We start from the raw sequence: 21,503 nt of genomic DNA on the forward strand, positions 1-21,503 counted from the left end.
GATTGGCGGGCAACACGTTCAGCCGGCCGGCGAGGCACTGGCCGATGCCGCATCGTCCCGCGCCCAGTCCCGCGCCCGCTCCACCGCGCGATGCCAGCGCGCGAGCTGGCTCTCGCGCGCATCGGCCGACAGCCGCGGCTCGAAACGCTGTTCGATCTGCCACTGGCTGGCCAGTTCCTGCTGATCGCGCCAGAAGCCGCAGGCGAGCCCCGCCAGATAGGCCGCGCCCAGCGCGGTGGTCTCGGTGACGCGCGGACGCACGACCGCGGTGCCAAGCAGATCCGCCTGCATCTGCATCAGCAGGTCGCTGCGCGAGGCGCCGCCGTCGACGCGCAGCTCGGCCAGCGCAATGCCGGCGTCCTTCTGCATGGCGTCCAGCACGTCGACGCTTTGCAGCGCGATCGCCTCGAGCGCGGCGCGCGCGATCTGCGGACGACCCGTGCCGCGCGTGATGCCGATCAGCGTGCCGCGCGCAAACGCGTCCCAGTGCGGCGCGCCGAGGCCGGCGAAGGCGGGGACCAGCACCACGCCGCCGGTGTCGTCGCATTGCCGCGCCAGCGGCTCGACCTCGGGCGCGCTCTGGATGATCTGCAGGCCGTCGCGCAGCCACTGGATCGTCGCGCCGCCCATGAAGACGCCGCCTTCGAGGCAGTATTGGGTGCTGGCTTGCGCCGAGCCTTGCGCCGGACCTTGCCCCGGGCCGCCGGAGCCCGTGCCGAGCTGCCAGCCGATCGTCGTCAGCAGCCGGTTCTGCGACACCACCGGCGCCGAGCCGGTATTCATCAGCAGGAAGCAGCCGGTGCCATAGGTGTTCTTCGCCATGCCCGGCGACAGGCAGGCCTGGCCGAACGTGGCCGCCTGCTGGTCGCCCGCGATGCCGGCGATCGGCAGTTCGGCGCCGAACACGCGTTGCGCGGTGCGCGCGACCTCGCCGCTGGACGGCACCACGTCGGGCAGCAGGCTGCGCGGAATGTCGAGCAGCGCCAGCAGTTCGTCGTCCCAGCGGAATTCGTGGATGTTGAACAGCATCGTGCGCGACGCGTTGGAGACGTCGGTGACGTGGCGCGCGCCATCGGTCAGCTGCCAGATCAGCCAGCTGTCGACGGTGCCGAAGGCCAGCTCGCCGCGCGCCGCGCGTTCGCGCGCGCCGTCGTAGTGGTCGAGCATCCAGCGCAGCTTGGTGCCGGAGAAATAGGCGTCGATGACCAGCCCGGTCTTGGCGCGGAAGCGCTCGCCATGGCCGTCGCGCTGCAGCGCCTCGCACATCGGCGCGGTGCGGCGGTCCTGCCAGACCAGCGCGCGGCCGACCGGCTCGCCGGTGCGGCGGTCCCACAGCACCGCGGTTTCGCGCTGGTTGGTGATGCCGATCGCGCGGATCTGCGCGGCCGACACGCCGGCGCCGTTCAGCACCTCGTGGGCGACCGCCAGCTGCGATTGCCAGATCTCGTAGGGGTCGTGCTCGACATGGCCGGGCTGCGGGTAATATTGCCGGAACTCGCGCTGGGCGATCCGCACCACATTGCCGGCATGATCGAACAGGATTGCCCGCGAACTGCTGGTGCCCTGGTCGAGCGCCAGGATGTATTCGCCGCGCGCTGGCGTCGTGCTGTCGGTCATGGCTGCCATCCTGCTGATTTCCATTTCAATGATTCCGTGGTTCCGTACCGGGACCCGTACGAAGAACGCCCTTGCCGGGCGCCAAGATGCCGATGTCCAATCCCCCCGACCTTGCCCGACGCATTGCCGCCGACCTCGCCGCCAACCTCGGCGCGCGCTCGCGCTTCGATCCCGCGCGGCATCTGCGGCTGACCGTGGAGGGCGAGCAGGTCGGCTGGCTGCCGCGCCGGCATGCGCGGAGCGCTGCGCGAGCTCGAAGGGGCGGAGGGCATCGATTTCACCGTGCTGGGCGCCGAGAGCGGGGACGCGGTCGCGCTGTTGCCGGACGTGCAGGGCTTCGAGGCGCGCAGCGCGGCACTGGCCAGGCTGGCCCGCCGACTCGCCGCGCATAACCTGCTGCGCGGCTGGCGCGACGAGCCGTTCGCGGTCACGCCGGCGCTGGCGCACCCGGCCTTCGCCACGATCGAACGCGCCGCCGCGCGCTATTTCGGGCTGCTGACCTTCGCCTCGCACATGAACGGCATCGTGGCCGGGCAGCGCGCGCTGTGGATCGCCCGGCGAAGCGAGAGCAAGGCGGTCGATCCCGGCATGTGGGACAATCTGGTCGCCGGCGGCATGCCGCACGGCAGCGATCCGCTGGCGACGCTGGTGCGCGAATGCGACGAGGAATCGGGCATTCCGCCGTGGCTCGCGGCCCAGGCGCAGGCCCATGGCGAGGTGCAGGTGCTGCGCGAAATCGACGAGGGCGTGCAGTGGGAAACGGTCTATCAGTACGACCTGGAACTGCCCGCCGACTTCGTGCCGCACAACCGCGACGGCGAGGTCGCCGAGCATCGGCTGGTGGGGGCCGGACGCCGCCCTTGCTATCATGGCGGATGGCGCGATGACGCTCGATGCCACGCTGGTGACGCTCTGTGCGCTGCGCCGGCGCGGCTGGGCGCCGCCGGTACCGGGCTTCGCCGCCTAGCGCGATTTCGCCGTACCGGGCCCCGTACGAGGCCCTGCAAGGCGGCCGGCCCGCCGGACGCGCCCCCCTCCAGAGAACACCAACGATGAGCAATCCAGGCTTTATTCTGACCATTTCGTGCCCCGATCAGCCGGGCATCGTGCACGCCGTTTCGGGACTGCTGTTCCAGCACGGCTGCAATATCGTCGATTCGGACCAGTACGGTGACGAGTACACCGGCCGCTTCTTCATGCGCGTGCATTTCACCGCGGCCCCGGGCGGTCCGGAGCTCGGCACGCTCAAGAGCGCGTTCGCGCCGGTCGGCGAGCAGTTCTCGATGCAGTGGGAGCTGTTCGATGCCGCGATCAAGCCGCGCGTGATGATCATGGTGTCGCGCATCGGCCATTGCCTGAACGACCTGCTGTTCCGCGCCAAGAGCGGGCAGTTGCCGGTCGAGATCGCCGCGATCGTGTCGAACCACCGCGATTTCTACCAGTTGGCCGCGTCCTACGACATTCCGTTCTTCCATCTGCCGCTGATGAATGCATCGGCCGAACAGAAGGCCGCGCAGGAGGCCAAGGTGTTCGAGGTGGTGCAGGACCAGAAGATCGACCTGGTCGTGCTGGCGCGCTACATGCAGGTGCTGTCGAACGACCTGTGCCGCAAGCTCGAAGGCCGCGCGATCAATATCCACCATTCCTTCCTGCCCAGCTTCAAGGGCGCCAAGCCCTACTACCAGGCGCACGATCGCGGGGTCAAGCTGATCGGCGCGACGGCCCACTACGTGACCGCCGACCTCGACGAGGGCCCGATCATCGAGCAGGAGATCGAGCGCGTGGACCACAGCATGGACCCGGACCAGCTGACCGCGGTCGGCCGCGACGTCGAATGCGTCGCGCTGGCCCGCGCGGTCAAGTGGCATGCGGAACATCGCATCCTGCTGAACGGGCACAAGACGGTCGTCTTCAAGTAAGCACGACCAAGCCCCTCTGCCGCATGCGGGAGAGGGGCAGGGCGCAGGCCGGGCTCCGGCCTTATTCCCCCGCCACCACACACTTCACCCCGCTGTCCGCAACGATCTGCTCGAACGGCGCCCGCAAGGGCTCGTCGGTGAAGAGCCGGTCGATCTGCGACAGGTGCGCCAGCTCGACCATCGCCTGCCGGTTGAATTTGGTCGCATCCGCGGCCAGCCAGACCTCGCGCGAATGCTCGATGATCGTGCGCGCGACCTTGACCTCGCGGAAATCGAAATCGCGCAGCGTGCCGTCGGCCTCGATCCCCGAGATGCCGATCAGCCCGATATCGACCTTGAACTGGCCGATGAACTCGACGGTGGCCTCGCCGACGATGCCGCGGTCGCGCGAGCGCAGCACGCCACCGGCGACGATGACCTCGCAGTCCTGGTTGTCGGCCAGGATGTTGGCGACGTGCAGGTTGTTGGTGATCACGCGCAGGCCGCGGTGATGCACCAGCGCGCGGGCGATCTCCTCGACCGTGGTGCCGATGTTCAGGATCAGCGAACAGCCCTCGGGCACCGCGGCGGCCACCGCGCGCGCAATGCGCGCCTTGCCTTCAGCATTGAGCAACTGGCGCTGGCGATAGGCGATGTTCTCGGTGGTCGAGCCATCCATCCGCACGCCGCCGTGAAAGCGCGCCAGCATGCCGTTCTCCGCCAGCAGATTGACGTCGCGCCGGACCGTTTGCAGGGTCACGCCGAACTTGCGTGCTAGCTCTTCGATGGAGGCGAAACCCTGGCTGCGGACTTCTTCCAGAAGAGCGGTCTGGCGGGGATTGAGCGTCATGCCGGGATTCTAGTTCAAACAAAAACGAAAACAAATGACGCATTGCACTATTGTTTTTTGTTCGCTTCTTTACTAAAACGAGCAAGCAAGCAATCGATGCGCGCCGGTGTTCCCTTTTGCGTCCCGTTCTGTGTCCGCTGATCCCGCGACCTTCCTTCGGGCCGAACCATGCCGCGCGCCGGGCAGCAGAACCCTGACGGAGACCGGATGCAGCTCAGACTGGAAGGCATCGCGCAGCAGGCAGGTTCGCAAGTCCATCTCTATCCGATGTCGCTGGCGCCGGTCCCGGGTGCGGTGACGATCCTGCTCGGGGCGACGCAGGCGGGCAAGACGTCGCTGATGCGGGTGATGGCGGGGCTCGACCGCCCCAGCGCCGGCCGCGTGCTGGTCGACGATGCCGACGTGACCGGCATGCCGGTACGCCAGCGCAATGTGTCGATGGTCTACCAGCAGTTCATCAACTACCCGTCGCTGACCGTGTTCGACAACATCGCCTCGCCGCTGCGGCTGCGCGGCGCGGCGGAGATCGACCGGCAGGTGCGCGCGCTGGCCCGCGCGGCTGCATATCGACCATCTGCTCGAGCGCTATCCCGCCGAGCTGTCCGGCGGCCAGCAGCAGCGCGTTGCGCTGGCGCGGGCGCTGGCCAAGGGCGCGCCGCTGATGCTGCTGGACGAGCCGCTGGTCAACCTCGACTACAAGCTGCGCGAGGAACTGCGGGAGGAACTGGCCCAGCTGTTCGCGCAGGGCGACGCCACCGTGATCTACGCGACCACCGAGCCGGCCGAGGCGCTGCTGCTCGGCGGCCATACCGCGGTGCTCGATGCCGGCGAGTTGCTGCAATACGGGCCGACCGCCGAGGTCTTCCACTATCCCGACTCGCTGCGCGTGGCGCGCGCCTTCAGCGATCCGCCGATGAACCTGATCGCGGGCGAATGGCGCGACGGCGCCGTGCGTCTGCCGGACGGCATCGTTGTGGCGCTGCGGCCCGATGACAGCGCCATCAGCAGCGCCATTAGCGGCACCGGCGCCGTCGGCGGCCCCGCCGATCGTGCCGGCGATGCCCTGCAAGGCTATGCCGGCCCGGTGACCGTCGGCGTGCGCGCCGGCACGCTGTGGCTCGATGGCGTCTCCGACCGGCACGACGAACTCGCCGTCGGCGTGCCGCGGGCGCGCGAGGGCGTGCCGCTACCGGGGCGCGTCGCGCTGGCCGAACTGTCCGGCTCCGATACCTTCGTGCACGTCGACACCGCGGTCGGCAATCTGGTGGCACAGGTGCCCGGCGTGCTGGAACTGGCGCTGGGCGAGACGGTGACGCTGCGGCTCGATCCGTCCCAGCTCTATCTGTTCGATGCGCAGGGCCGCTGCGTTCGCGCACCGCGCCGCCAGCATCTGCGGCGCGCCAACGGGCAGGGGGAACTGAGGCCATGGCCCGCATCGATCTGGATCTGGCCCACGCCTACGGGCCCAATCCGCGCAGCGACGAGGACTATGCGCTGCTGCCGCTGCGCTTTACCTTCGACGACGGCGGCGCCTATGCGCTGCTCGGGCCCTCGGGCTGCGGCAAGACCACGCTGCTGAACTGCATCTCGGGACTGCTGCGGCCTTCGCAGGGCACCGTGTCGTTCGACGGGCGCGATGTCACCGGCGACTCGCCGCAGGCGCGCAATATCGCGCAGGTGTTCCAGTTCCCGGTGATCTACGACACCATGACCGTCGGCCAGAACCTGGCCTTTCCGCTGCGCAACCGCGGCGTGCCGGCCGCGCAGGTGCGCGAGCGGGTCGGGCAGGTGGCCGAGATGCTGGACCTGTCGGCCGTGCTCGATCGCCAGGCCAGCGGGCTGTCGGCCGACGCCAAGCAGAAGATCTCGCTGGGGCGCGGGCTGGTGCGCCACGATGTCGCCGCGATCCTGTTCGACGAGCCGTTGACGGTGATCGACCCGCACCTGAAATGGCAACTGCGGCGCAAGCTCAAGGAGATCCACCGCGAGTTCCATCTGACGCTGATCTATGTCACGCACGACCAGACCGAGGCGCTGACCTTCGCCGACCAGGTGGTGGTGATGTCGCGCGGCAAGGCGGTGCAGGTCGGCACCGCCGACGCGCTGTTCGAGCGGCCCGCGCATACGTTCGTTGGGCATTTCATCGGCTCGCCCGGCATGAACTTCCTGCCGGCGCGCTGGCGCGACGGCTGGATCGAACTGGCCGGACGACGCTATGCGCCGCCGGCGGACGAGGCCATCGCGCGGCGGCTGCAGGCGGCCGGCGCGTTCAAGATCGGCGTGCGGCCCGAATACCTGCGCCTGGCCCGGCCCGACGACGAACAGGCGGTGCCCGCGGTGATCGAGCGCGCGCAGGACATCGGCACCTACTGGATCGCGGCCGCGCGGCTGCAGGACCACGCTGGCGGCGCAGGCGTCGAGGGAACCGATGGCACCAAGGGCATCGTCGGCGCCGATGGTTCGCCGCTGCTGCGCGCGCGGCTCGGCGACGAGGCCGCTGCGCTGCGGCCCGGCGAGGCCGCGTGGTTCTCGGTCTTCCACCGCCATACCTGCTATTACGTCGACGAGGAGCTGGTCCGATGAAGCCGATCAACCAGAAGGCGTGGCTGCTGGTGCTGCCGGTGGTCGTCTGCGTCGCGTTCTCGGCGATCCTGCCCCTGATGACCATCGTCAACTACTCGGTGCAGGACATCATCTCGCCGGAGCGGCGCGTGTTCGTCGGCACCGAGTGGTTCCGCGCGGTGCTGCGCGACGGCGAGCTGCACGACGCGCTGCTGCGACAGCTGGGCTTCTCGCTGGCGGTGCTGCTGGTCGAGATTCCGCTGGGCATCCTGCTGGCGCTGTCGATGCCGGCGCGCGGCTGGAAGGCGTCGGCCGTGCTGGTGATCGTGGCGCTGTCGCTGCTGATTCCGTGGAACGTGGTCGGCACCATCTGGCAGATCTTCGGCCGCACCGACATCGGGCTGCTCGGCGCCGCACTGGCGGGGCTGGGCTTCGACTACAACTACACCGGCAACGCGCTGGACGCGTGGCTGACGGTGCTGGTGATGGACGTCTGGCACTGGACGCCGCTGGTCGGCCTGCTGTGCTACGCCGGCCTGCGCGCGATTCCCGACGCCTACTACCAGGCCGCGCAGATCGACGGCGCCTCGCGCTGGGCGGTGTTCCGCCATATCCAGCTGCCCAAGCTGCGCGGCGTGCTGATGATCGCGGTGCTGCTGCGCTTCATGGACAGCTTCATGATCTACACCGAGCCCTTCGTGCTGACCGGCGGCGGCCCCGGCAACGCCACCACCTTCCTGTCGCAATACCTGACGCAGAAGGCGGTGGGGCAGTTCGACCTCGGCCCGGCCGCGGCGTTCTCGATCGTCTATTTCCTGATCATCCTGCTGCTGTGTTTCGTGCTCTACAACTGGATGCAGCGCGCGGGCACGGTCGCCGAGGAGGTTCCCCATGCATGACCCGGCCTCGCGCGGCGGCTGGTGGCGCGCCGCCTTCCTGCTGGTCTATCTGGTCTTTGCGATCCTGCCGATCTACTGGATGCTCAACATGTCGTTCAAGACCAACGACGAGATCCTGTCGACGCTGTCGCTGTGGCCGGCGCAGTTCACGCTGGAGCACTACCGCACCATCTTCACCGATTCGTCCTGGTACTCCGGTTATATCAACTCGCTGATCTATGTCGCGCTGAACACCGTGATTTCGGTCACCGTTGCGCTGCCGGCGGCGTATGCGTTCTCGCGCTACCAGTTCATCGGCGACAAGCACGTGTTCTTCTGGCTGCTGACCAACCGGATGACGCCGCCGGCGGTGTTCCTGCTGCCGTTCTTTCAGCTCTATACCAGCGTCGGGCTGATGGACACGCACCTGGGCGTCGCGCTCGCGCACCTGGTGTTCAACGTGCCGCTGGCGGTGTGGATCCTGGAGGGCTTCATGTCCGGCGTGCCGCGCGAGATCGACGAGACGGCCTATGTCGACGGCTATTCGTTCCCGCGCTTCTTCCTGACGATCTTCCTGCCGCTGATCAAGGCCGGTGTCGGCGTCGCGGCGTTCTTCTGCTTCATGTTCAGCTGGGTCGAGCTGCTGCTGGCGCGCACGCTGACCTCGGTCGACGCCAAGCCCATCGTGGCGACGATGACGCGCACGGTGTCCGCCTCCGGCATGGACTGGGGCGTGCTGGCCGCGGCGGGCGTGCTGACGATCGTGCCCGGCGGCATCGTGATCTGGTTCGTGCGGCACTACATCGCGAAGGGCTTCGCGATGGGCCGCGTCTGAGCGGGGGTGGCGATGGAAACGACGGCCATGTTCGGCTGGATGGTGTGGACCACGCCGGTCGCGGTGTTCTTCGTCTGCGTGGTGCTGATGCTGATCGGCATGACGATCTGGGAGCTGCGCTCGCCGACGCGCCTGCGCAAGGGCTGGCTGCCGATCGCCACCACGCGCGGTGATCGGCTGTTCATCGGGCTGATGTGCGCGGCGTGGATCAACCTGGCGTGGGTGGGCCTCGGCGAGGCGATGATGAACTGGTTCTCGCTGCCGGAGGAGCCGTCGGTGTGGATCAGCTTCGTCGTGTCGATGGCGGTGCTGGCGCTGGTGATGCGCAAGGGGTAAGTTCCGGGCCGACGTCCGGGCCGACGTCCGGGCTGTTCTGCCGCGGCTCGGAGGTGTGTGGCTTGCATTTGGTGCATTGGTTGCATGGATTGGTTTGCTTGGTATTCGCAGGTAGCGCGGCTCAATCCTTCCCCGGCCGCGACCCGCAACGCTATCGGGAAGGACCATTCGAGGAGACATCGATGACAGCGCTGAAGCAACGGGCAAGGCTTGCGGTGAAGCTGGTGGCGGTGGCCGCCGCGCTCGCCTGCGGCCACGCCGCCTGGGCGGGTGAAGCCGAGGCGAAGAAGTGGATCGACAACGAGTTCCAGCCGTCGTCGCTGGCGAAGGACAAGCAGCTGGCCGAGATGAAGTGGTTCATCGACGCGGCCGCCAAGCTCAAGGCCAAGGGCGTGACGCAGGTCAACGTGGTGTCCGAAACCATCACCACGCACGAATACGAGGCCAAGACGCTGGCGCGCGCCTTCGAGGAGATCACCGGCATCAAGGTCAATCACGACCTGATCCAGGAAGGCGACGTGGTCGAGAAGCTGCAGACGTCGATGCAGTCGGGCAAGTCGATCTACGACGGCTGGATCTCCGATTCGGACCTGATCGGCACGCACTATCGCTATGGCGCGATCCTGCCGCTGACCGACTACATGAACGGCGCCGGCAAGGAGTTCACCAATCCGGACCTCGACATCAAGGACTTCATCGGCACCAAGTTCACCACCGCGCCGGACGGCAAGCTGTACCAGCTGCCGGATCAGCAGTTCGCCAACCTCTACTGGTTCCGCGCCGACTGGTTCGCGCGCAAGGACCTGCAGGAGAAATTCAAGGCCAAGTACGGCTATGACCTGGGCGTGCCGACCAACTGGTCCGCCTACGAGGACATCGCCAACTTCTTCACCAACGACGTCAAGGAGATCGACGGCAAGAAGGTCTACGGCCATATGGACTATGGCAAGAAGGACCCGTCGCTCGGCTGGCGCTTCACCGATGCGTGGCTGTCGATGGCCGGCACCGCCGACAAGGGGCTGCCCAACGGCATGCCGGTCGACGAGTGGGGCATCCGCGTGGCCGCGGACAAGTGCACGCCGGTCGGCGCCTCGGTCGCTCGCGGCGGCGCCACCAACAGCCCGGCCGCGGTCTACGCGCTGACCAAGTACGTCGACTGGATGAAGAAGTACGCGCCGCCGCAGGCGATGGGCATGACGTTCTCCGAGGCCGGCCCGGTGCCGGCGCAGGGACAGGTCGCGCAGCAGATCTTCTGGTACACCGCCTTCACCGCGGACATGACCAAGAAGGGGCTGCCGGTGGTCAACGCGGACGGCTCGCCGAAGTGGCGCATGGCGCCGTCGCCGTACGGCCCGTACTGGAAGCAGGGCATGCAGAACGGCTACCAGGACGTGGGCTCGTGGACCTTCTTCAAGAAGACCGATCCGAACCGCCTGGCCGGCGCGTGGCTCTATGCGCAGTTCGTGACGTCGAAGACCGTGTCGCTGAAGAAGTCGCTGACGGGGCTGACGTTCATCCGCGACAGCGACATCAACCACGAGTACCTGACCAAGAACGCGGCCAAGTACGGCGGGCTGATCGAGTTCTATCGCAGCCCGGCGCGCGTGGCGTGGACGCCGACCGGCACCAACGTCCCCGACTATCCGAAGCTCGCGCAGCTGTGGTGGAAGAACGTTGCCACGGCGGTGACCGGCGAGAAGACCCCGCAGGCCGCGATGGACAGCCTCGCCGAAGAGATGGACCAGGTGATGGCGCGGCTGCAGCGCGCGGGCATGGCGACCTGCGCGCCGAAGCTCAACCCCAAGGGCGATGCGACCAAGTGGCTGTCGGACGAGCACGCGCCGTGGAAGAAGCTGGCCAACGAGAAGCCGAAGGGCGAGACGATCGCCTACGAGAAGCTGCTGCAGGCCTGGAAGGAGGGCAAGGTGCGGTGAGATGGCGCCGGACGGGCCGCTCGGCTCGTCTGGCGGGGCTGTCTCGTCGGATTCGTATGGCTGCCCTGGGTGGCGGACCAGGCTAGGTGGTTTGGGCAGGGGCTTGTCCTGGGTGGGCTGGGCCTGACCTGGTTGGCCTGGCCGATTCGGCCCTATCTTGCCGTTGTCGTTCTCCCCCCTCTCCCGCCCGCGGGAGCGGGGCGGGGGAGAGGGCAGCGTCGCACGCGTGGCGACGCACCTCCCCCCGTTACGTCCCGAAACGTTGATCCCCCAGCCTCTGGTGCATACTACGGCCTTCGCAAAACTCAGCCCCGCGGCGAAGGCCCGTTCCTGCACCCATGAAGCGCATCCTGGTTATCAAGATCACCTCCCTCGGCGATATGGCGCACACGCTGCCGCTGATCTGGGATCTGCGGCACGCCTACCCCGGAGCCAAGATCGACTGGGTCGCCGACGCTTCCTGCGCCGATATCCCCCGCTGGACGGTCGGCGTCGACCGCGTGATTTCGCCCCCGCTGCGCGGCTACAAGAAGTCGAAGCAATGGAAGGACCTGCGCGCGATCCTCGCTTCGGTGCGCGAACTGCGCCGTGAAAAGTACGACGTGGTGCTGGACGTGCACGGCGTCTACAAGAGCGCCATCGTCGGCTGGCTGGCCCGCACGCGCCGGCGCTTCGGCTACGCCGCCAAACACCTGGGCGAAGCCCGCGCCGAGATGTTCTACACCGACATCTTCGCGCCGCATGGCGACGCCACCGCCCGCCACAAGATGCGCCTGGTCGCCGCCAAGGCGCTTGGCTACGAACTCGACCCGAAGGAACACTACGAACTGCGCATCCCGGCTCCGGCCGCGCCGCTCAATACCGACGGCGTACCGCGCGCGATGCTGTTCCACGCGACCTCGCTGGAGATCAAGAAATGGCCGCCCGAACGCTGGATCGCGGTCGGCCGCGAACTGACCGCGCGCGGCTATCGCGTGCAACTGCCCTGGGGCTCGCCGGCGGAAAAGGAGCAGTCGGAGGTCCTTGCGCGCGGCATCCCGGACGCCGAGGTACTGCCCAAGATGACGATCACGGAATGCGCGCAGCGCGTTGCCGCCGCGGACTTGGTGATCGGCACCGACACCGGCTTCGTCCATCTCGCCCATGCACTGGGCAAGCCGTCGGTGATGCTGTTCACCGCGACGTCGCGCGAGCACTTCGGAATTTCCGAGCCTGGCCGAGCGGTGTCGATCGGCAATGAAGGCGTGGTGCCGGACGTGCCGGAGGTGATCGGGGCCATCGATCAGGTGACGGGCAGGGTAGCGGTAGGCGCGCCGGCGGCCGCTAGGGCGTAGTGCAAGCCCGCCGCGGGCGCGGCCCCGGCTGAGGGCCCGCTTTCCGCGTGACGGCCCGTTTCGTGCAACGGCCCGTTTCGCGCAACGGCCTTCTACTCCGCCGTCGCGCCGGACTGCCGGATGACGGCGGCCCACTTCGTGACTTCCTGCTCGACATGCTTGCGCATGGCTTCCGGCGTGCCGCCCTCCGGACTGGCACCGAGCGTGGCCAGCTGGTCGCGCATCGACCGGTCCTGCAAGGCGGCATTGACCTGCTGATTCAGCGCCTGCACGACGGCCGGCGGCGTGTCGGCAGGCGCGAACAGGCCATACCACGATTTCACTTCGAAGCCGGGCAGCCCGGCGCCCGCGATCGTCGGCAACTGCGGCGCGAACGGCTGCGGCTGCGCGCTCGTCACCGCGAGAGCGCGCAGTTTGCCGCTGCGAATGAACGGCAGTACCGACGGCGCATTGTCGAACATCACCTGCACCTGCCCCGCCATCAGGTCGGTCAGCGCCGGAGCGCTGCCCTTGTACTGGATGTGCTCCATCTTGATGCCCGCCATCGACTTGAACAGTTCCGCCGACAGGTGCGTGGACGAGCCGATTCCGGACGACGCGAAGTTGACCGTGCCCGGATGTGCCTTGGCATAGGCGATGAACTCGCCCACGGTCTTCACCGGCAGCGCAGGATTGACCACCATCACGTTGGGAAAGCTGGTAACCAGCGCGACGGAGGCAAAGTCCTTGCGGATGTCGAACGGCAGCTTCCTGTACAGCGTCGCGTTGATGGCATTGGCATTCGAGCCGAGGAACAGCGTGTAGCCATCCGGGGCCGAGCGCGCCACGCCGCTCGCCGCAATGCTGCTTGCGGCGCCGGGGCGATTCTCCACGACGAACGGTTGTCGCATCCGGACCGAAAGCTGGTTCGCCAGCAGCCGCGCAGCGGCATCGGCGGAACCGCCCGGCGCATAGCCGACCACGATCTTGACGGGTTTGGAGGGATAGGCGGGCTCGGCGGTGGCGACCAGCGGGGCAGTCAGCGCCAGCGCGGTCAGGACGATACGGGCAGTGGACTTCATACGTCGACCTTCGGAAGAGAGAGAGTGGGAGAGAGCGGGGCCGCCAGATAGCGCTGAACCAGCCGGGCCCAGAATGCCGCGCCAATCGGCAGCGTCGCGTCATTGAAGTCATAGCGCGGGTTATGCACCATGCAGCCGCCTTCGCCAATGCCAATGCCATCGCCGACGCCGTTGCCGAGCCGCAGGAAACACCCCGGCCGTTGCTGCAACAGGAAGGCAAAGTCCTCGCTCGCCATGACCGGTTCGAAGTGGGGATCCACGTTATCGCTGCCGACCAGTTCACGGGCCACCTCGATGGCGAAGGCGGTCTCGCGCTCGGTGTTGACGACCACCGGATAGCCGAGGACGTAGTCGATTTCGGCGGTGGCGCCATAGCTCTGCGCCTGCGCCTGGACCAGCGCTTCGATGCGCGCCCGCAGCCGTTCCCGCACCTTGGAGTCGAATGCACGGACGCTGAGCTCGAGCGTCGCCGACGCGGGAATCACGTTGTTCGCGGTGCCCGCCTGCAGCACGCCGACCGTGACCACCGCTGCCGCAGCAGGATCGACGTTGCGGGACACGATCGTCTGCAAGGCCATGACGATGCTCGACGCCACCACGATGGGATCCACGCTCAGGTGTGGCCGCGCCGCATGACTGCCCTTGCCGATGACGGTGACGGTGACTTTGTCGCCCGAAGCCATGAACGGCCCGCTGCGGAACAGGAACCTGCCGGCCGGCTGGCCGGGATGGTTGTGCAGGCCGAATACCGCATCGCAGGGAAACCGTTCGAACAGGCCTTCGGCGATCATCCGTTGCGCACCGCTGTCGACCCCGGCTTCTTCGGCGGGCTGGAAGTAGAGGCGGACCGTGCCGTCGAAGCCACGGTGCTGGGCCAGGTACTGGGCCGCACCGAGCAGGATCGCCGTGTGGCCATCGTGTCCGCACGCGTGCATGACGCCGGCAGTCCGGCTTGCGTAGGGCAGGCCCGTGGCCTCCTGGATCGGCAGCGCATCCATGTCGGCGCGGATGCCGATGCTCCGGTCGCTGGTGCCGGCCTTCAGGCTGGCGACCACCCCCGTACCGGCAATGCCGGTCGCCACTTCATAGCCCCATTCGGTCAGCAATTGCGCGACCAGCGAAGCGGTTGCGTGTTCGGCGTAGGCCAGTTCGGGGTGCTGGTGAATGCGTCGCCGGATATCGGCCAACGCCCCGGCCTGTGCCGTCAGGTGTTCCACCTGGCAGAGGTCCGCTGTCGACATGGTTGGTTGCTCCTGTTCTGAGTTGCCCGATCAGGAGTGCAATACTGGCCGCCGACATTTGTTCGATCAATGTATGATTTCGGCGAATATCGTTGCCTTCAGGTCAACGATGGAGGGAATCGGGAGATCGGCATGGGCAAGTTGGGCGACAAGCTGGGCGACAAGCGGCTGGGATACTTCTACGAGGCGGCGACCTGCGGGTCGGTGCGCGGCGCGGCGGACCGGCTCAACGTCGAACCGTCCGTGGTGAGCCGGCAGATCCAGCAACTGGAGCAGGAGCTCGGCGTGGCCTTGTTCGAGCGCAAGGGCAGGGGCATCGTGCCGACCGATGCCGCGGCCCTGGTGCTTGAGCACTGCCGCAACCGGCTCGCCAGCGAAGAGGCCCTGCGCGAGCGCATCGACGAACTGGCGGGCTTGCGGCGCGGCACGCTGCGGCTGCTGGTGGGCGAGGGATATGTGGACCTGCTGATGAATGGCGTGATCGACGTCTTCTGCAGGCAATACCCCGGGGTGCAGGTCGCCGTCGAACTGGCCAGTGCGGCCGACGCCGTGGCCAGGATCGCCACGGACGAGGCGCATATCGGCGTGGTGATGAACGCGCCCGCACAGGCAGACATCGAAGTCGTTGGCGAATGCAGCCAGCCGGTCTGTATCGTGACCTGGCCCGGCCATCCGCTGACGAAACACGACGGCACGCCCACGCTGCGCGAGGCCGCTGATTATCCGGTTGCCATCATGGCGCCTGGATTCGGACTGCATCAGTTGATTCGCCTGGGCGAGTTCGCCGAGGGCATTGCGCTGGATCCGGCATTCACTTCCGGCTCGATTGCCTTGCTCAAGCGTTTCGTGATGAAACGACTCGGCGTGACCTTCCTGTCCAGCAGCGCCGTGGCCGAGGAACTCGCGCGCGGAGAGCTGGTAGCTATCCGGAGCGGCAATACGGTGCTCGAGGCGGCGAAGACGCGCGTCATCGTCAGGAAGGGGCGCGTGCTGACCGAAGCGGCGCGCCGCATGCTGGGATTGCTGGAAGGCGCCTTTCGTCAGCAGCAGACCCGCTAAGCCCGCTTGGGATACAACCGTGGCCGCGCACGCCAACGCGAGGCGCCATGCCGCCTGGGGCGCGGCGGCATGGCTGGTGCGCGTGCCTCTATCCGTTAGCGCGTACCCACAAACAGCACGCCCGCCGACCGGTCCGCAGTCGTGCCGGCAGCGATCAGGCCGCGGTCTTCCGCGCTGTAGTAGGCGACGCCGCTCATCTTCTGCCCCGGACGGGCGCAGGGCGACGGGCCGAACGTCACGGTGATGTCGTAGGCGTTGCCACGCGCGCGCGGCTTGGCCACGCCGTCGACGCGGCAGCCGGACGCGCCCGCGCCGCTGATCGTGCCCGAAGCGGCCACCGTGATGGTCGCCGACTCGCCGCCCTCCGGAATCACCGAGGTACCGTTGTAGGTGCCGGCCAGCGTCGCCAGCGACGGCGTCAGCTCGTAGTTCTTGTCGTAGGTGCTGGTGAAGGTCGCCGTCTGACCGGTGGCCGGATAGCGGACGGTGCCGTTCAAGTTGCCCTTGGTCGCGTAGGTGCCGTTGACCGCCACGTCGAAGATGCCGCGCGACGACACGCTGAAGTCCTTGCCGTCGTTCGACGTGAAGCTGCCATTGGCGGCATTCAGCTTGCCCTGGATCACGCCGAGCGAGACCGGCGCCAACGAGGTGTAGATCATGTAGTAGGTGCCATCGTCCAGCACGAGGCCGGCGATGTCCTGGTTCGCCGAGGTCTTGCCCGTGTACAGGCCTTCGGCAGGGGAGGTGGCCGGTTGCGGAGCCGGGCCGTCATCGTCTCCGCCGCCACCGCCGCATGCGGCGAGCGCCAGTGCCAGGGAGGCAATCAGCAGGGTCTTGTTCATGGATTTCTCGAAGGGTTGTCTTTGTTTTTTATTGGGATGGTGCCCCGGCATGGCACCGGGGCGCGGCAATCTTAGAGGCTGGCCGCGGTGTCCGCCATTCCCGATTGGTGGGGGGCGCTGGAGATTCGAGCGGGGGCCGGCGGCCTAGCGCAGGCCCTCGAACAACAGGATTTCCGTCCGCTCGGCGTTGATGGCGGCAGCGAACAAGGTGCGATCTTCGGCTCGGTAGTACGCGTTGCCACGCAGGTGGTGGCCGGGGCGGGCACAGGGCGACGGCCCGTAGGTCACCGTGATGTCGTACACGTTGCCGCGGCTGCGGGGCCGGACGACGCCGGTGAACCTGCAGGCCGAGGCTCCCATGCCGTGGATCACGCCCGTCGCCGAGATCGACATCGCGATGGATTCGACCGCGCCGCGCGCCACGGCCTCGCCCTCATAGGTGCCGGCCACCGCGGCAAGCGTCGGCGTGCGTTCGTAGTCCCTGTCATACGTGCTGGTGAAGGTCGCGCTCTGGCCGGAGGCCGGATAGCGGATCGTGCCGTTCAGATGCGCCCTGGTTGCGTAGTCGCCATGGAGAGAGACATCGAACATATCGCGGAACGACACGCTGAAGTCCTTGCCATCGGAGGAAGTGAAACTGCCGTGGTCCGCGTGCATCGTGCCTTGCAGCACGCCGCGCGAAAATGGCGGCCCGTCGTAGGCGACGTAATAGGTGCCATCGTCGAGCACCAGCGCGGTGATGTCCTGATTGGCCGACGTCTTGCCTCGATACAGGCCCTCGGCGGGAAAGAGGTTCGGATGGGGGGTGCGGTGGATCGTCTCCGTCGCCGCCGCATGCGGCAAGTGCGAGCGCCATGGAGGCGATAATCAGAGTCTTGTTCATGATTTGCCTGGATGCGTTATTCCAGCGTTATGCCGGCGGTAATTCCGGCGTCTGTGCCGGCGTCTGTGCCGGCGTTTATGCCAGCGGCTATCCCAGCGGTTATCCCGGCAGTTGGCCGAGCGACTGGGTCCAATGGATGCCTCGGCGTGATACGCGAAGCGGGCCAATGCTAGGCGTGAATCGCAGGGCTGCCATTCCGTAATGGCGGCGGGATATCGCTTTTAGGCAGCAGGCGGGGTTGTTGACGGCGGGGGTTTGACCTAGGATCGGGCCGGTTCAGTGCCGGACCGCTTGTCGTGCTCGGAGGGAAGACGATGGTAAACAAATCACCCGCGAAAGCGGTGAAGACCGGGGTGAAAACCGGGGTGAAAACCGAGGTGAAGACCACGGCGAAGGCCGCGGCGAAGCCGGCCGGAAAACCCGCAGCAAAGGCGGCCGGGAAACCAGCAGCAATATCCCCGTCCGACGGAAAGCCGGTCCTGCTGTCGGGCGGCAACCCCCAAATCCCGAAGGGCGACGGCGATGCCCCGGTGCAGGCCTACATCGCCGCCATGCCCGGCTGGAAGCGCGACCTCGGGCGACGACTCGACGCGCTGATCGTGCGCACCGTGCCGGACGTCCGCAAGGCAGTGAAATGGAATTCGCCGTTCTATGGTGTGGAAGGGCAGGGCTGGTTTCTCAGCTTCCATTGCTTCACGCGATACGTGAAGGTGGCCTTTTTCAAGGGATCGTCGCTGCGCCCGCTGCCGCCCGGCGAATCGAAGGACCCGAATACCCGATATCTCGACATTTACGAGGCCGACGAGATCGACGAGAAGCAGGTAGGCGACTGGATACGGCAGGCGGCGGAATTGCCGGGGTGGGTGCCGTAATGCGCGGGAGGGATGGACAAAAGCGCGGTGGCGAAGGACTGCGCCATCAGCGCCAGCAATGAGGAAGGAAAAGAAAAAGGCCCTCGACTTTCGTCCGAGGGCCTTTTCCATGCGGTTTCCCGCGAATCTGGTGGGTGGTACAGGGATTGAACCTGTGACCCCTGCCGTGTGAAGGCAGTGCTCTACCGCTGAGCTAACCACCCCTGCCGCTGCGCTTGAACTGCCGTGCAGCAGAGAAAGCGAGATTATGTCAGGGTCGTTGTATCTTGTAAAGCCCTTCGGCGAATTTTTTGTCTCGCGACGCTGCCCCCGGCCCTGCCTGCGACCCGCGGCCAGGCGTCATGCCGCCTCTTCCAACGGCGGCGCCTCCTGCCATACCGTCTTGCCGCCGCTGGCCTTGTCGAGGTCCTTGAGCACCGCGGCGTGGGCCGCCAGTTCGTCCTCGCTGGGCTCCAGCACCGGCAGGCGCAGCGCCGACAGGTCGGCGGTGGCGACCGCGGCCGGGCCGGCGCCCGCGCTGGCGTCCATCATGTCGATCACCAGCGAGTTCTGGCCGCGCGTCATCGCCAGATAGACCTCGGCCAGCAGCTCCGCGTCCAGCAGTGCGCCGTGCAGCGTGCGGTGCGCGTTGCTGACGCCCAGGCGTTCGCACAGGGCATCGAGCGAGTTGCGCTTGCCGGGGAACATCTGGCGCGCTTCGAGCAGCGTATCGATCACGCTGCCGACATGTTTGCGGAACGGCGGCAGGCCGAGCCGCTGGAATTCCATGTCGAGGAAGCCCAGGTCGAACGCGGCGTTGTGGATGATCAGCTCGGCGTCCTGGACGTATTCGCGGATCTCGTGGACGACCTCGGCGAACTTGGGTTTGTCCGCCAGGAATTCGACCGTCAGGCCGTGCACCGCGATCGCGCCGGCGTCGATGTCGCGCTCCGGGTTGATATAGAAATGCAGGTTGCGTCCGGTCAGCCGCCGGTTGACCAGCTCGACGCAGCCGATTTCGATCAGCCGGTCGCCGGTGGCGGCGTTCAGGCCCGTGGTTTCGGTGTCCAGTACGATTTGTCGCATGGCGGGCATTCTACTCAACCTGGGCGCCGGTGAGGGAGGCGACACCGCGATTGGCCAGCGCATCGGCGCGTTCGTTGCCCGGGTGGCCGTTGTGGCCGCGCACCCAGTGCCAGGTGACGTCGTGCTCGGCGGCAGCGGCGTCGAGCGCCTGCCACAGGTCGGCGTTCTTGACGGGTTTCTTCTCGGCGGTTTTCCAGCCGCGCGCCTTCCAGCCGCGGATCCATTCGGAGATGCCTTTCTGCACGTATTGCGAATCGGTCCAGACCTGCACCTTGCATGGCCGCTTGAGCGCGCGCAGCGCCTCGATGACGGCGGTCAGCTCCATCCGGTTGTTTGTGGTATTGGCCTCGCCGCCGAACAGCTCCTTGACGTGGCCATTGGCGACCAGCACGGCGCCCCAGCCGCCGGGGCCGGGATTGCCTTTGCAGGCGCCATCGGAATAGATCGTGACTTCTTGCATCGATGAAGGGTGGAAACCGGTGCGGCGGGATGGCGCCGCGGCCGGGCGTCCGCCGGGGCGGACACGGTTGGAATCGGTGCCGGGCCGGCATCGGCTCGGCAACAGGCGGGGCGGGGCCGCGGCGCTGGCCCCGACTTTCGTTACTTCTCTTCGCCGGGCGCCTTGCCGTGCGTGCCGTTGGGTGTGGCGACCGGGGCCGCCACCGGCGCCAGCGCGGCCTTGGGCGTCTTCCAGGCCGGCCCGACCAGGCGGATGTTGCGCACGCGCTTGACCGCCGACAGCATATAGACCGCGCCGAAGATTGGCCACCAGCGATCGCCGGCCTTCTCCATGAACGCGGCGCGCTGCAGCCAGCGGTCGGTGCGGTAGGGCGGACAATAGCAGCCGAAGCGGCCGCGGATGATATCGAAGCCGAGCAGCTTGAGCCAGTCCTTGATGCGAACGAAGCCGATCGACTGGGCGTCGGTCGGCAGGAAGGGATCGGCGCCGAGCCGGTTCAGGCCCTGGCGCGCGCCCCACAGGCTCATCGGATTGAAGCAGGACACCACCACGCGCCCCTCGGGCATCAGCACGCGCGAGACCTCGCGCAACACCTCGTGCGGGTCCTCGGAGAATTCGAGCACGTGGGGAAGCGTGACCAGGTCGATGCTCTGCGTATCGAAGGGCAGCTCGTCGAAGCGGCACAGCAGCTGCGGGCCGGGGGCGCTGCCCGTTTCCGCGGCGCGCGGACCGTGCGGGCCGCTGCGGGCGTCGAGCGCCAGCCCGCCGAAGGGCATGCGGTTCTCGCGCAGCGTGTCGAGCACGGGCATGCCGAGCTGGATCGCGTGATAGCCGAAGATGTCGGCCACGGTGCGGTCGTACTGGCCTTCCTCCCAGCGCAGCATGTACTGGCCGGGCGGGGAGGCCAGCCAGTTTTCCCAATCTATAATCGGACGCTTGGACATAGGAGCACGCATGTTGAGGGTGGAGCCGATCCCCGCTTTCCAGGATAACTATATCTGGGCGATCGACGACGGTCATGCCGCCGCCGTGGTCGATCCCGGCGAGGCCGCGCCGGTGCTGGCCTATCTGGCGCGGGCGGGGCTGGTCCTGGGCGCCATTGTAATCACCCACCACCACGGCGATCACCAGGGCGGGGTGGCGGAGCTGCTGGCGGCCTGGCCGACCGGCCCCGACGGCGAGCCGGTGCCGGTGATCGGGCCGGCCGCCGAGCGCATCGGCCATCGTACCCGCGCGGTGCGCGAGGGCGACGAGGTCGAGCTGAAGGCGCCGGCGCTGCGGCTGCGGGTGCTCGAGGTACCTGGCCATACCGCGGGACATATCGCCTACACCGGCGAGCTGCCCGGCATCGGCCCGGTGGTGTTCTGCGGGGACACGATGTTCGCCAGCGGCTGCGGGCGGCTGTTCGAGGGGACGCCGGCGCAGATGCTGGCGTCGCTGGACAAGCTGGCCGCGCTGCCCGACGCGACCCGCGTCTATTGCGCTCACGAGTATGACGCGCAGCAATGTCCGCTTCGCCCGCGCGGTCGAGCCGGACAACGCCGCGCTGGCCGCCTGGGACGCGCGCGTCGAGGCGCTGCGCGCCGCCGGCGAGCCGACCGTGCCGACCACCGTCGGCCACGAGCGCGCGGTCAATCCCTTCCTGCGGTCGCGCGAGCCATCCGTGCGCCGGGCGCTGGCCGGGCAGGGCGCGCAGGCTGGCGACGATGCCGCGGCGTTCGGCGCGCTGCGGGCGTGGAAGGACGGCTTTCGCTGACCGGCACCGCGCCGATCCGT

The 21,503-nt window shown here is 67.6% G+C and carries 18 protein-coding genes, 1 tRNA gene and 3 pseudogenes; 12 read left to right on the forward strand and 10 right to left on the reverse strand.

What is annotated here, in order from left to right; all coding sequences use genetic code 11:
* Nucleotides 1–18 precede the first annotated feature (18 nt).
* Nucleotides 19–1,617 (reverse strand): glycerol kinase GlpK, encoded by a 1,599-nt coding sequence (gene glpK / locus OJJOAM_RS14880; protein ID WP_422648397.1) that lies wholly within the window; start codon nt 1,615–1,617, stop codon nt 19–21.
* A gap of 92 nt (nt 1,618–1,709) precedes the next feature.
* Between glpK and OJJOAM_RS14885 the strand changes: the two are divergent.
* Together OJJOAM_RS14885 and purU are read left to right on the forward strand one after the other, a co-directional pair.
* Nucleotides 1,710–2,584, forward strand: a pseudogene (locus OJJOAM_RS14885) (DUF4743 domain-containing protein).
* 85 nt (nt 2,585–2,669) lie between these two features.
* A complete protein-coding gene (purU, locus tag OJJOAM_RS14890) occupies nt 2,670–3,536 on the forward strand; it encodes a formyltetrahydrofolate deformylase (RefSeq protein WP_149319792.1) in 867 nt (288 codons plus the stop codon).
* A gap of 61 nt (nt 3,537–3,597) precedes the next feature.
* Here purU and OJJOAM_RS14895 read toward each other — a convergent pair whose 3' ends face one another.
* Entirely contained in the window at nt 3,598–4,365 is a 768-nt protein-coding gene (locus OJJOAM_RS14895; RefSeq protein ID WP_149319793.1) for a DeoR/GlpR family DNA-binding transcription regulator, read from the reverse strand.
* Nucleotides 4,366–4,572: 207 nt separating this feature from the next.
* On the opposite strand from OJJOAM_RS14895, the pseudogene OJJOAM_RS14900 reads away from it, so the two are divergent.
* The 7 genes and pseudogenes from OJJOAM_RS14900 to waaC form a co-directional block, all read left to right on the forward strand.
* A pseudogene (locus OJJOAM_RS14900) lies at nt 4,573–5,752 on the forward strand (ABC transporter ATP-binding protein); the annotation flags it as partial.
* A 38-nt stretch (nt 5,753–5,790) separates the two neighbouring features.
* Nucleotides 5,791–6,948, forward strand: a complete 1,158-nt coding sequence (locus OJJOAM_RS14905; RefSeq protein WP_422648398.1) for an ABC transporter ATP-binding protein — start codon at nt 5,791–5,793, stop codon at nt 6,946–6,948.
* Nucleotides 6,945–7,826, forward strand: a complete 882-nt coding sequence (locus OJJOAM_RS14910; RefSeq protein WP_023265145.1) for a carbohydrate ABC transporter permease — start codon at nt 6,945–6,947, stop codon at nt 7,824–7,826. The genes OJJOAM_RS14905 and OJJOAM_RS14910 overlap by 4 nt, the downstream gene beginning before the upstream one ends.
* Nucleotides 7,819–8,640: a carbohydrate ABC transporter permease gene (locus tag OJJOAM_RS14915; RefSeq protein ID WP_006576490.1), complete on the forward strand. Its 822-nt coding sequence runs from the start codon at nt 7,819–7,821 to the stop codon at nt 8,638–8,640. The genes OJJOAM_RS14910 and OJJOAM_RS14915 overlap by 8 nt, the downstream gene beginning before the upstream one ends.
* A 27-nt stretch (nt 8,641–8,667) precedes the next feature.
* On the forward strand, nt 8,668–8,976 hold the full coding sequence (locus OJJOAM_RS14920) for a DUF2160 domain-containing protein (protein WP_006576489.1): 309 nt from the start codon (nt 8,668–8,670) through the stop codon (nt 8,974–8,976).
* A gap of 182 nt (nt 8,977–9,158) precedes the next feature.
* The gene (locus tag OJJOAM_RS14925; protein ID WP_422648399.1) at nt 9,159–10,910 is read left to right on the forward strand and encodes an ABC transporter substrate-binding protein; all 1,752 of its coding nucleotides are present in this window, start codon (nt 9,159–9,161) and stop codon (nt 10,908–10,910) included.
* Between the two features lie 338 nt (nt 10,911–11,248).
* The gene (gene waaC, locus OJJOAM_RS14930) at nt 11,249–12,244 is read left to right on the forward strand and encodes a lipopolysaccharide heptosyltransferase I (RefSeq protein WP_422648400.1); all 996 of its coding nucleotides are present in this window, start codon (nt 11,249–11,251) and stop codon (nt 12,242–12,244) included.
* A 92-nt stretch (nt 12,245–12,336) separates the two neighbouring features.
* Here the strand turns inward: waaC and OJJOAM_RS14935 are convergent, their stop codons facing one another.
* Nucleotides 12,337–13,206: a tripartite tricarboxylate transporter substrate binding protein gene (locus OJJOAM_RS14935; protein ID WP_422648401.1), complete on the reverse strand. Its 870-nt coding sequence runs from the start codon at nt 13,204–13,206 to the stop codon at nt 12,337–12,339.
* A 95-nt stretch (nt 13,207–13,301) separates the two neighbouring features.
* Nucleotides 13,302–14,546 (reverse strand): M20 aminoacylase family protein, encoded by a 1,245-nt coding sequence (locus OJJOAM_RS14940; RefSeq protein WP_422648402.1) that lies wholly within the window; start codon nt 14,544–14,546, stop codon nt 13,302–13,304.
* Between the two features lie 132 nt (nt 14,547–14,678).
* Between OJJOAM_RS14940 and OJJOAM_RS14945 the strand changes: the two genes are divergently transcribed.
* Nucleotides 14,679–15,605 (forward strand): LysR family transcriptional regulator, encoded by a 927-nt coding sequence (locus tag OJJOAM_RS14945; RefSeq protein ID WP_422648403.1) that lies wholly within the window; start codon nt 14,679–14,681, stop codon nt 15,603–15,605.
* A 95-nt stretch (nt 15,606–15,700) separates the two neighbouring features.
* Here the strand turns inward: OJJOAM_RS14945 and OJJOAM_RS14950 are convergent, their stop codons facing one another.
* The gene (locus tag OJJOAM_RS14950; protein ID WP_422648404.1) at nt 15,701–16,447 is read right to left on the reverse strand and encodes a hypothetical protein; all 747 of its coding nucleotides are present in this window, start codon (nt 16,445–16,447) and stop codon (nt 15,701–15,703) included.
* 144 nt (nt 16,448–16,591) lie between these two features.
* Nucleotides 16,592–17,290 carry a hypothetical protein gene (locus OJJOAM_RS14955; RefSeq protein WP_422648405.1) on the reverse strand — a complete coding sequence of 233 codons (699 nt, stop codon included), beginning with the start codon at nt 17,288–17,290 and terminating at the stop codon, nt 16,592–16,594.
* Nucleotides 17,291–17,644: 354 nt separating this feature from the next.
* Between OJJOAM_RS14955 and OJJOAM_RS14960 the strand changes: the two genes are divergently transcribed.
* Nucleotides 17,645–18,202 carry a DUF1801 domain-containing protein gene (locus OJJOAM_RS14960; protein ID WP_422648406.1) on the forward strand — a complete coding sequence of 186 codons (558 nt, stop codon included), beginning with the start codon at nt 17,645–17,647 and terminating at the stop codon, nt 18,200–18,202.
* A 128-nt stretch (nt 18,203–18,330) separates the two neighbouring features.
* On the opposite strand, the gene OJJOAM_RS14965 is transcribed toward OJJOAM_RS14960, so the two are convergent.
* The 4 genes from OJJOAM_RS14965 to OJJOAM_RS14980 all read right to left on the reverse strand — a co-directional run bounded on the left by OJJOAM_RS14965 (nt 18,331) and on the right by OJJOAM_RS14980 (nt 20,671).
* Nucleotides 18,331–18,405, reverse strand: a tRNA-Val gene (locus tag OJJOAM_RS14965).
* 136 nt (nt 18,406–18,541) lie between these two features.
* A complete protein-coding gene (dnaQ, locus tag OJJOAM_RS14970) occupies nt 18,542–19,267 on the reverse strand; it encodes a DNA polymerase III subunit epsilon (protein ID WP_422648407.1) in 726 nt (241 codons plus the stop codon).
* Between the two features lie 10 nt (nt 19,268–19,277).
* Nucleotides 19,278–19,727: a ribonuclease HI gene (rnhA, locus tag OJJOAM_RS14975; protein WP_149319818.1), complete on the reverse strand. Its 450-nt coding sequence runs from the start codon at nt 19,725–19,727 to the stop codon at nt 19,278–19,280.
* A 140-nt stretch (nt 19,728–19,867) separates the two neighbouring features.
* The gene (locus OJJOAM_RS14980) at nt 19,868–20,671 is read right to left on the reverse strand and encodes a class I SAM-dependent methyltransferase (protein ID WP_422648408.1); all 804 of its coding nucleotides are present in this window, start codon (nt 20,669–20,671) and stop codon (nt 19,868–19,870) included.
* Nucleotides 20,672–20,681: 10 nt separating this feature from the next.
* On the opposite strand from OJJOAM_RS14980, the pseudogene gloB reads away from it, so the two are divergent.
* Nucleotides 20,682–21,483 (forward strand): annotated as a pseudogene (gloB, locus tag OJJOAM_RS14985) (hydroxyacylglutathione hydrolase).
* The last annotated feature ends 20 nt before the right edge of the window (nt 21,484–21,503 follow it).

The organism is Cupriavidus sp. H18C1 (assembly GCF_049311595.1).
In the GTDB taxonomy this organism is placed as follows: Bacteria; Pseudomonadota; Gammaproteobacteria; order Burkholderiales; family Burkholderiaceae; genus Cupriavidus; species Cupriavidus cauae.

Excerpts from the sequence above, each read along its gene's own strand:
- OJJOAM_RS14925 (WP_422648399.1), top strand. The coding sequence starts at position 9,159 with ATGACAGCGCTGAAGCAACGGGCAAGGCTTGCGGTGAAGCTGGTGGCG.
- OJJOAM_RS14960 (WP_422648406.1), top strand. The coding sequence starts at position 17,645 with ATGGTAAACAAATCACCCGCGAAAGCGGTGAAGACCGGGGTGAAAACC.
- OJJOAM_RS14980 (WP_422648408.1), bottom strand. The coding sequence starts at position 20,671 with ATGTCCAAGCGTCCGATTATAGATTGGGAAAACTGGCTGGCCTCCCCG.
- OJJOAM_RS14915 (WP_006576490.1), top strand. The coding sequence starts at position 7,819 with ATGCATGACCCGGCCTCGCGCGGCGGCTGGTGGCGCGCCGCCTTCCTG.
- dnaQ (WP_422648407.1), bottom strand. The coding sequence starts at position 19,267 with ATGCGACAAATCGTACTGGACACCGAAACCACGGGCCTGAACGCCGCC.
- glpK (WP_422648397.1), bottom strand. The coding sequence starts at position 1,617 with ATGACCGACAGCACGACGCCAGCGCGCGGCGAATACATCCTGGCGCTC.
- OJJOAM_RS14945 (WP_422648403.1), top strand. The coding sequence starts at position 14,679 with ATGGGCAAGTTGGGCGACAAGCTGGGCGACAAGCGGCTGGGATACTTC.
- OJJOAM_RS14940 (WP_422648402.1), bottom strand. The coding sequence starts at position 14,546 with ATGTCGACAGCGGACCTCTGCCAGGTGGAACACCTGACGGCACAGGCC.
- OJJOAM_RS14895 (WP_149319793.1), bottom strand. The coding sequence starts at position 4,365 with ATGACGCTCAATCCCCGCCAGACCGCTCTTCTGGAAGAAGTCCGCAGC.
- OJJOAM_RS14920 (WP_006576489.1), top strand. The coding sequence starts at position 8,668 with ATGTTCGGCTGGATGGTGTGGACCACGCCGGTCGCGGTGTTCTTCGTC.
- rnhA (WP_149319818.1), bottom strand. The coding sequence starts at position 19,727 with ATGCAAGAAGTCACGATCTATTCCGATGGCGCCTGCAAAGGCAATCCC.
- waaC (WP_422648400.1), top strand. The coding sequence starts at position 11,249 with ATGAAGCGCATCCTGGTTATCAAGATCACCTCCCTCGGCGATATGGCG.
- OJJOAM_RS14950 (WP_422648404.1), bottom strand. The coding sequence starts at position 16,447 with ATGAACAAGACCCTGCTGATTGCCTCCCTGGCACTGGCGCTCGCCGCA.
- OJJOAM_RS14905 (WP_422648398.1), top strand. The coding sequence starts at position 5,791 with ATGGCCCGCATCGATCTGGATCTGGCCCACGCCTACGGGCCCAATCCG.
- purU (WP_149319792.1), top strand. The coding sequence starts at position 2,670 with ATGAGCAATCCAGGCTTTATTCTGACCATTTCGTGCCCCGATCAGCCG.
- OJJOAM_RS14910 (WP_023265145.1), top strand. The coding sequence starts at position 6,945 with ATGAAGCCGATCAACCAGAAGGCGTGGCTGCTGGTGCTGCCGGTGGTC.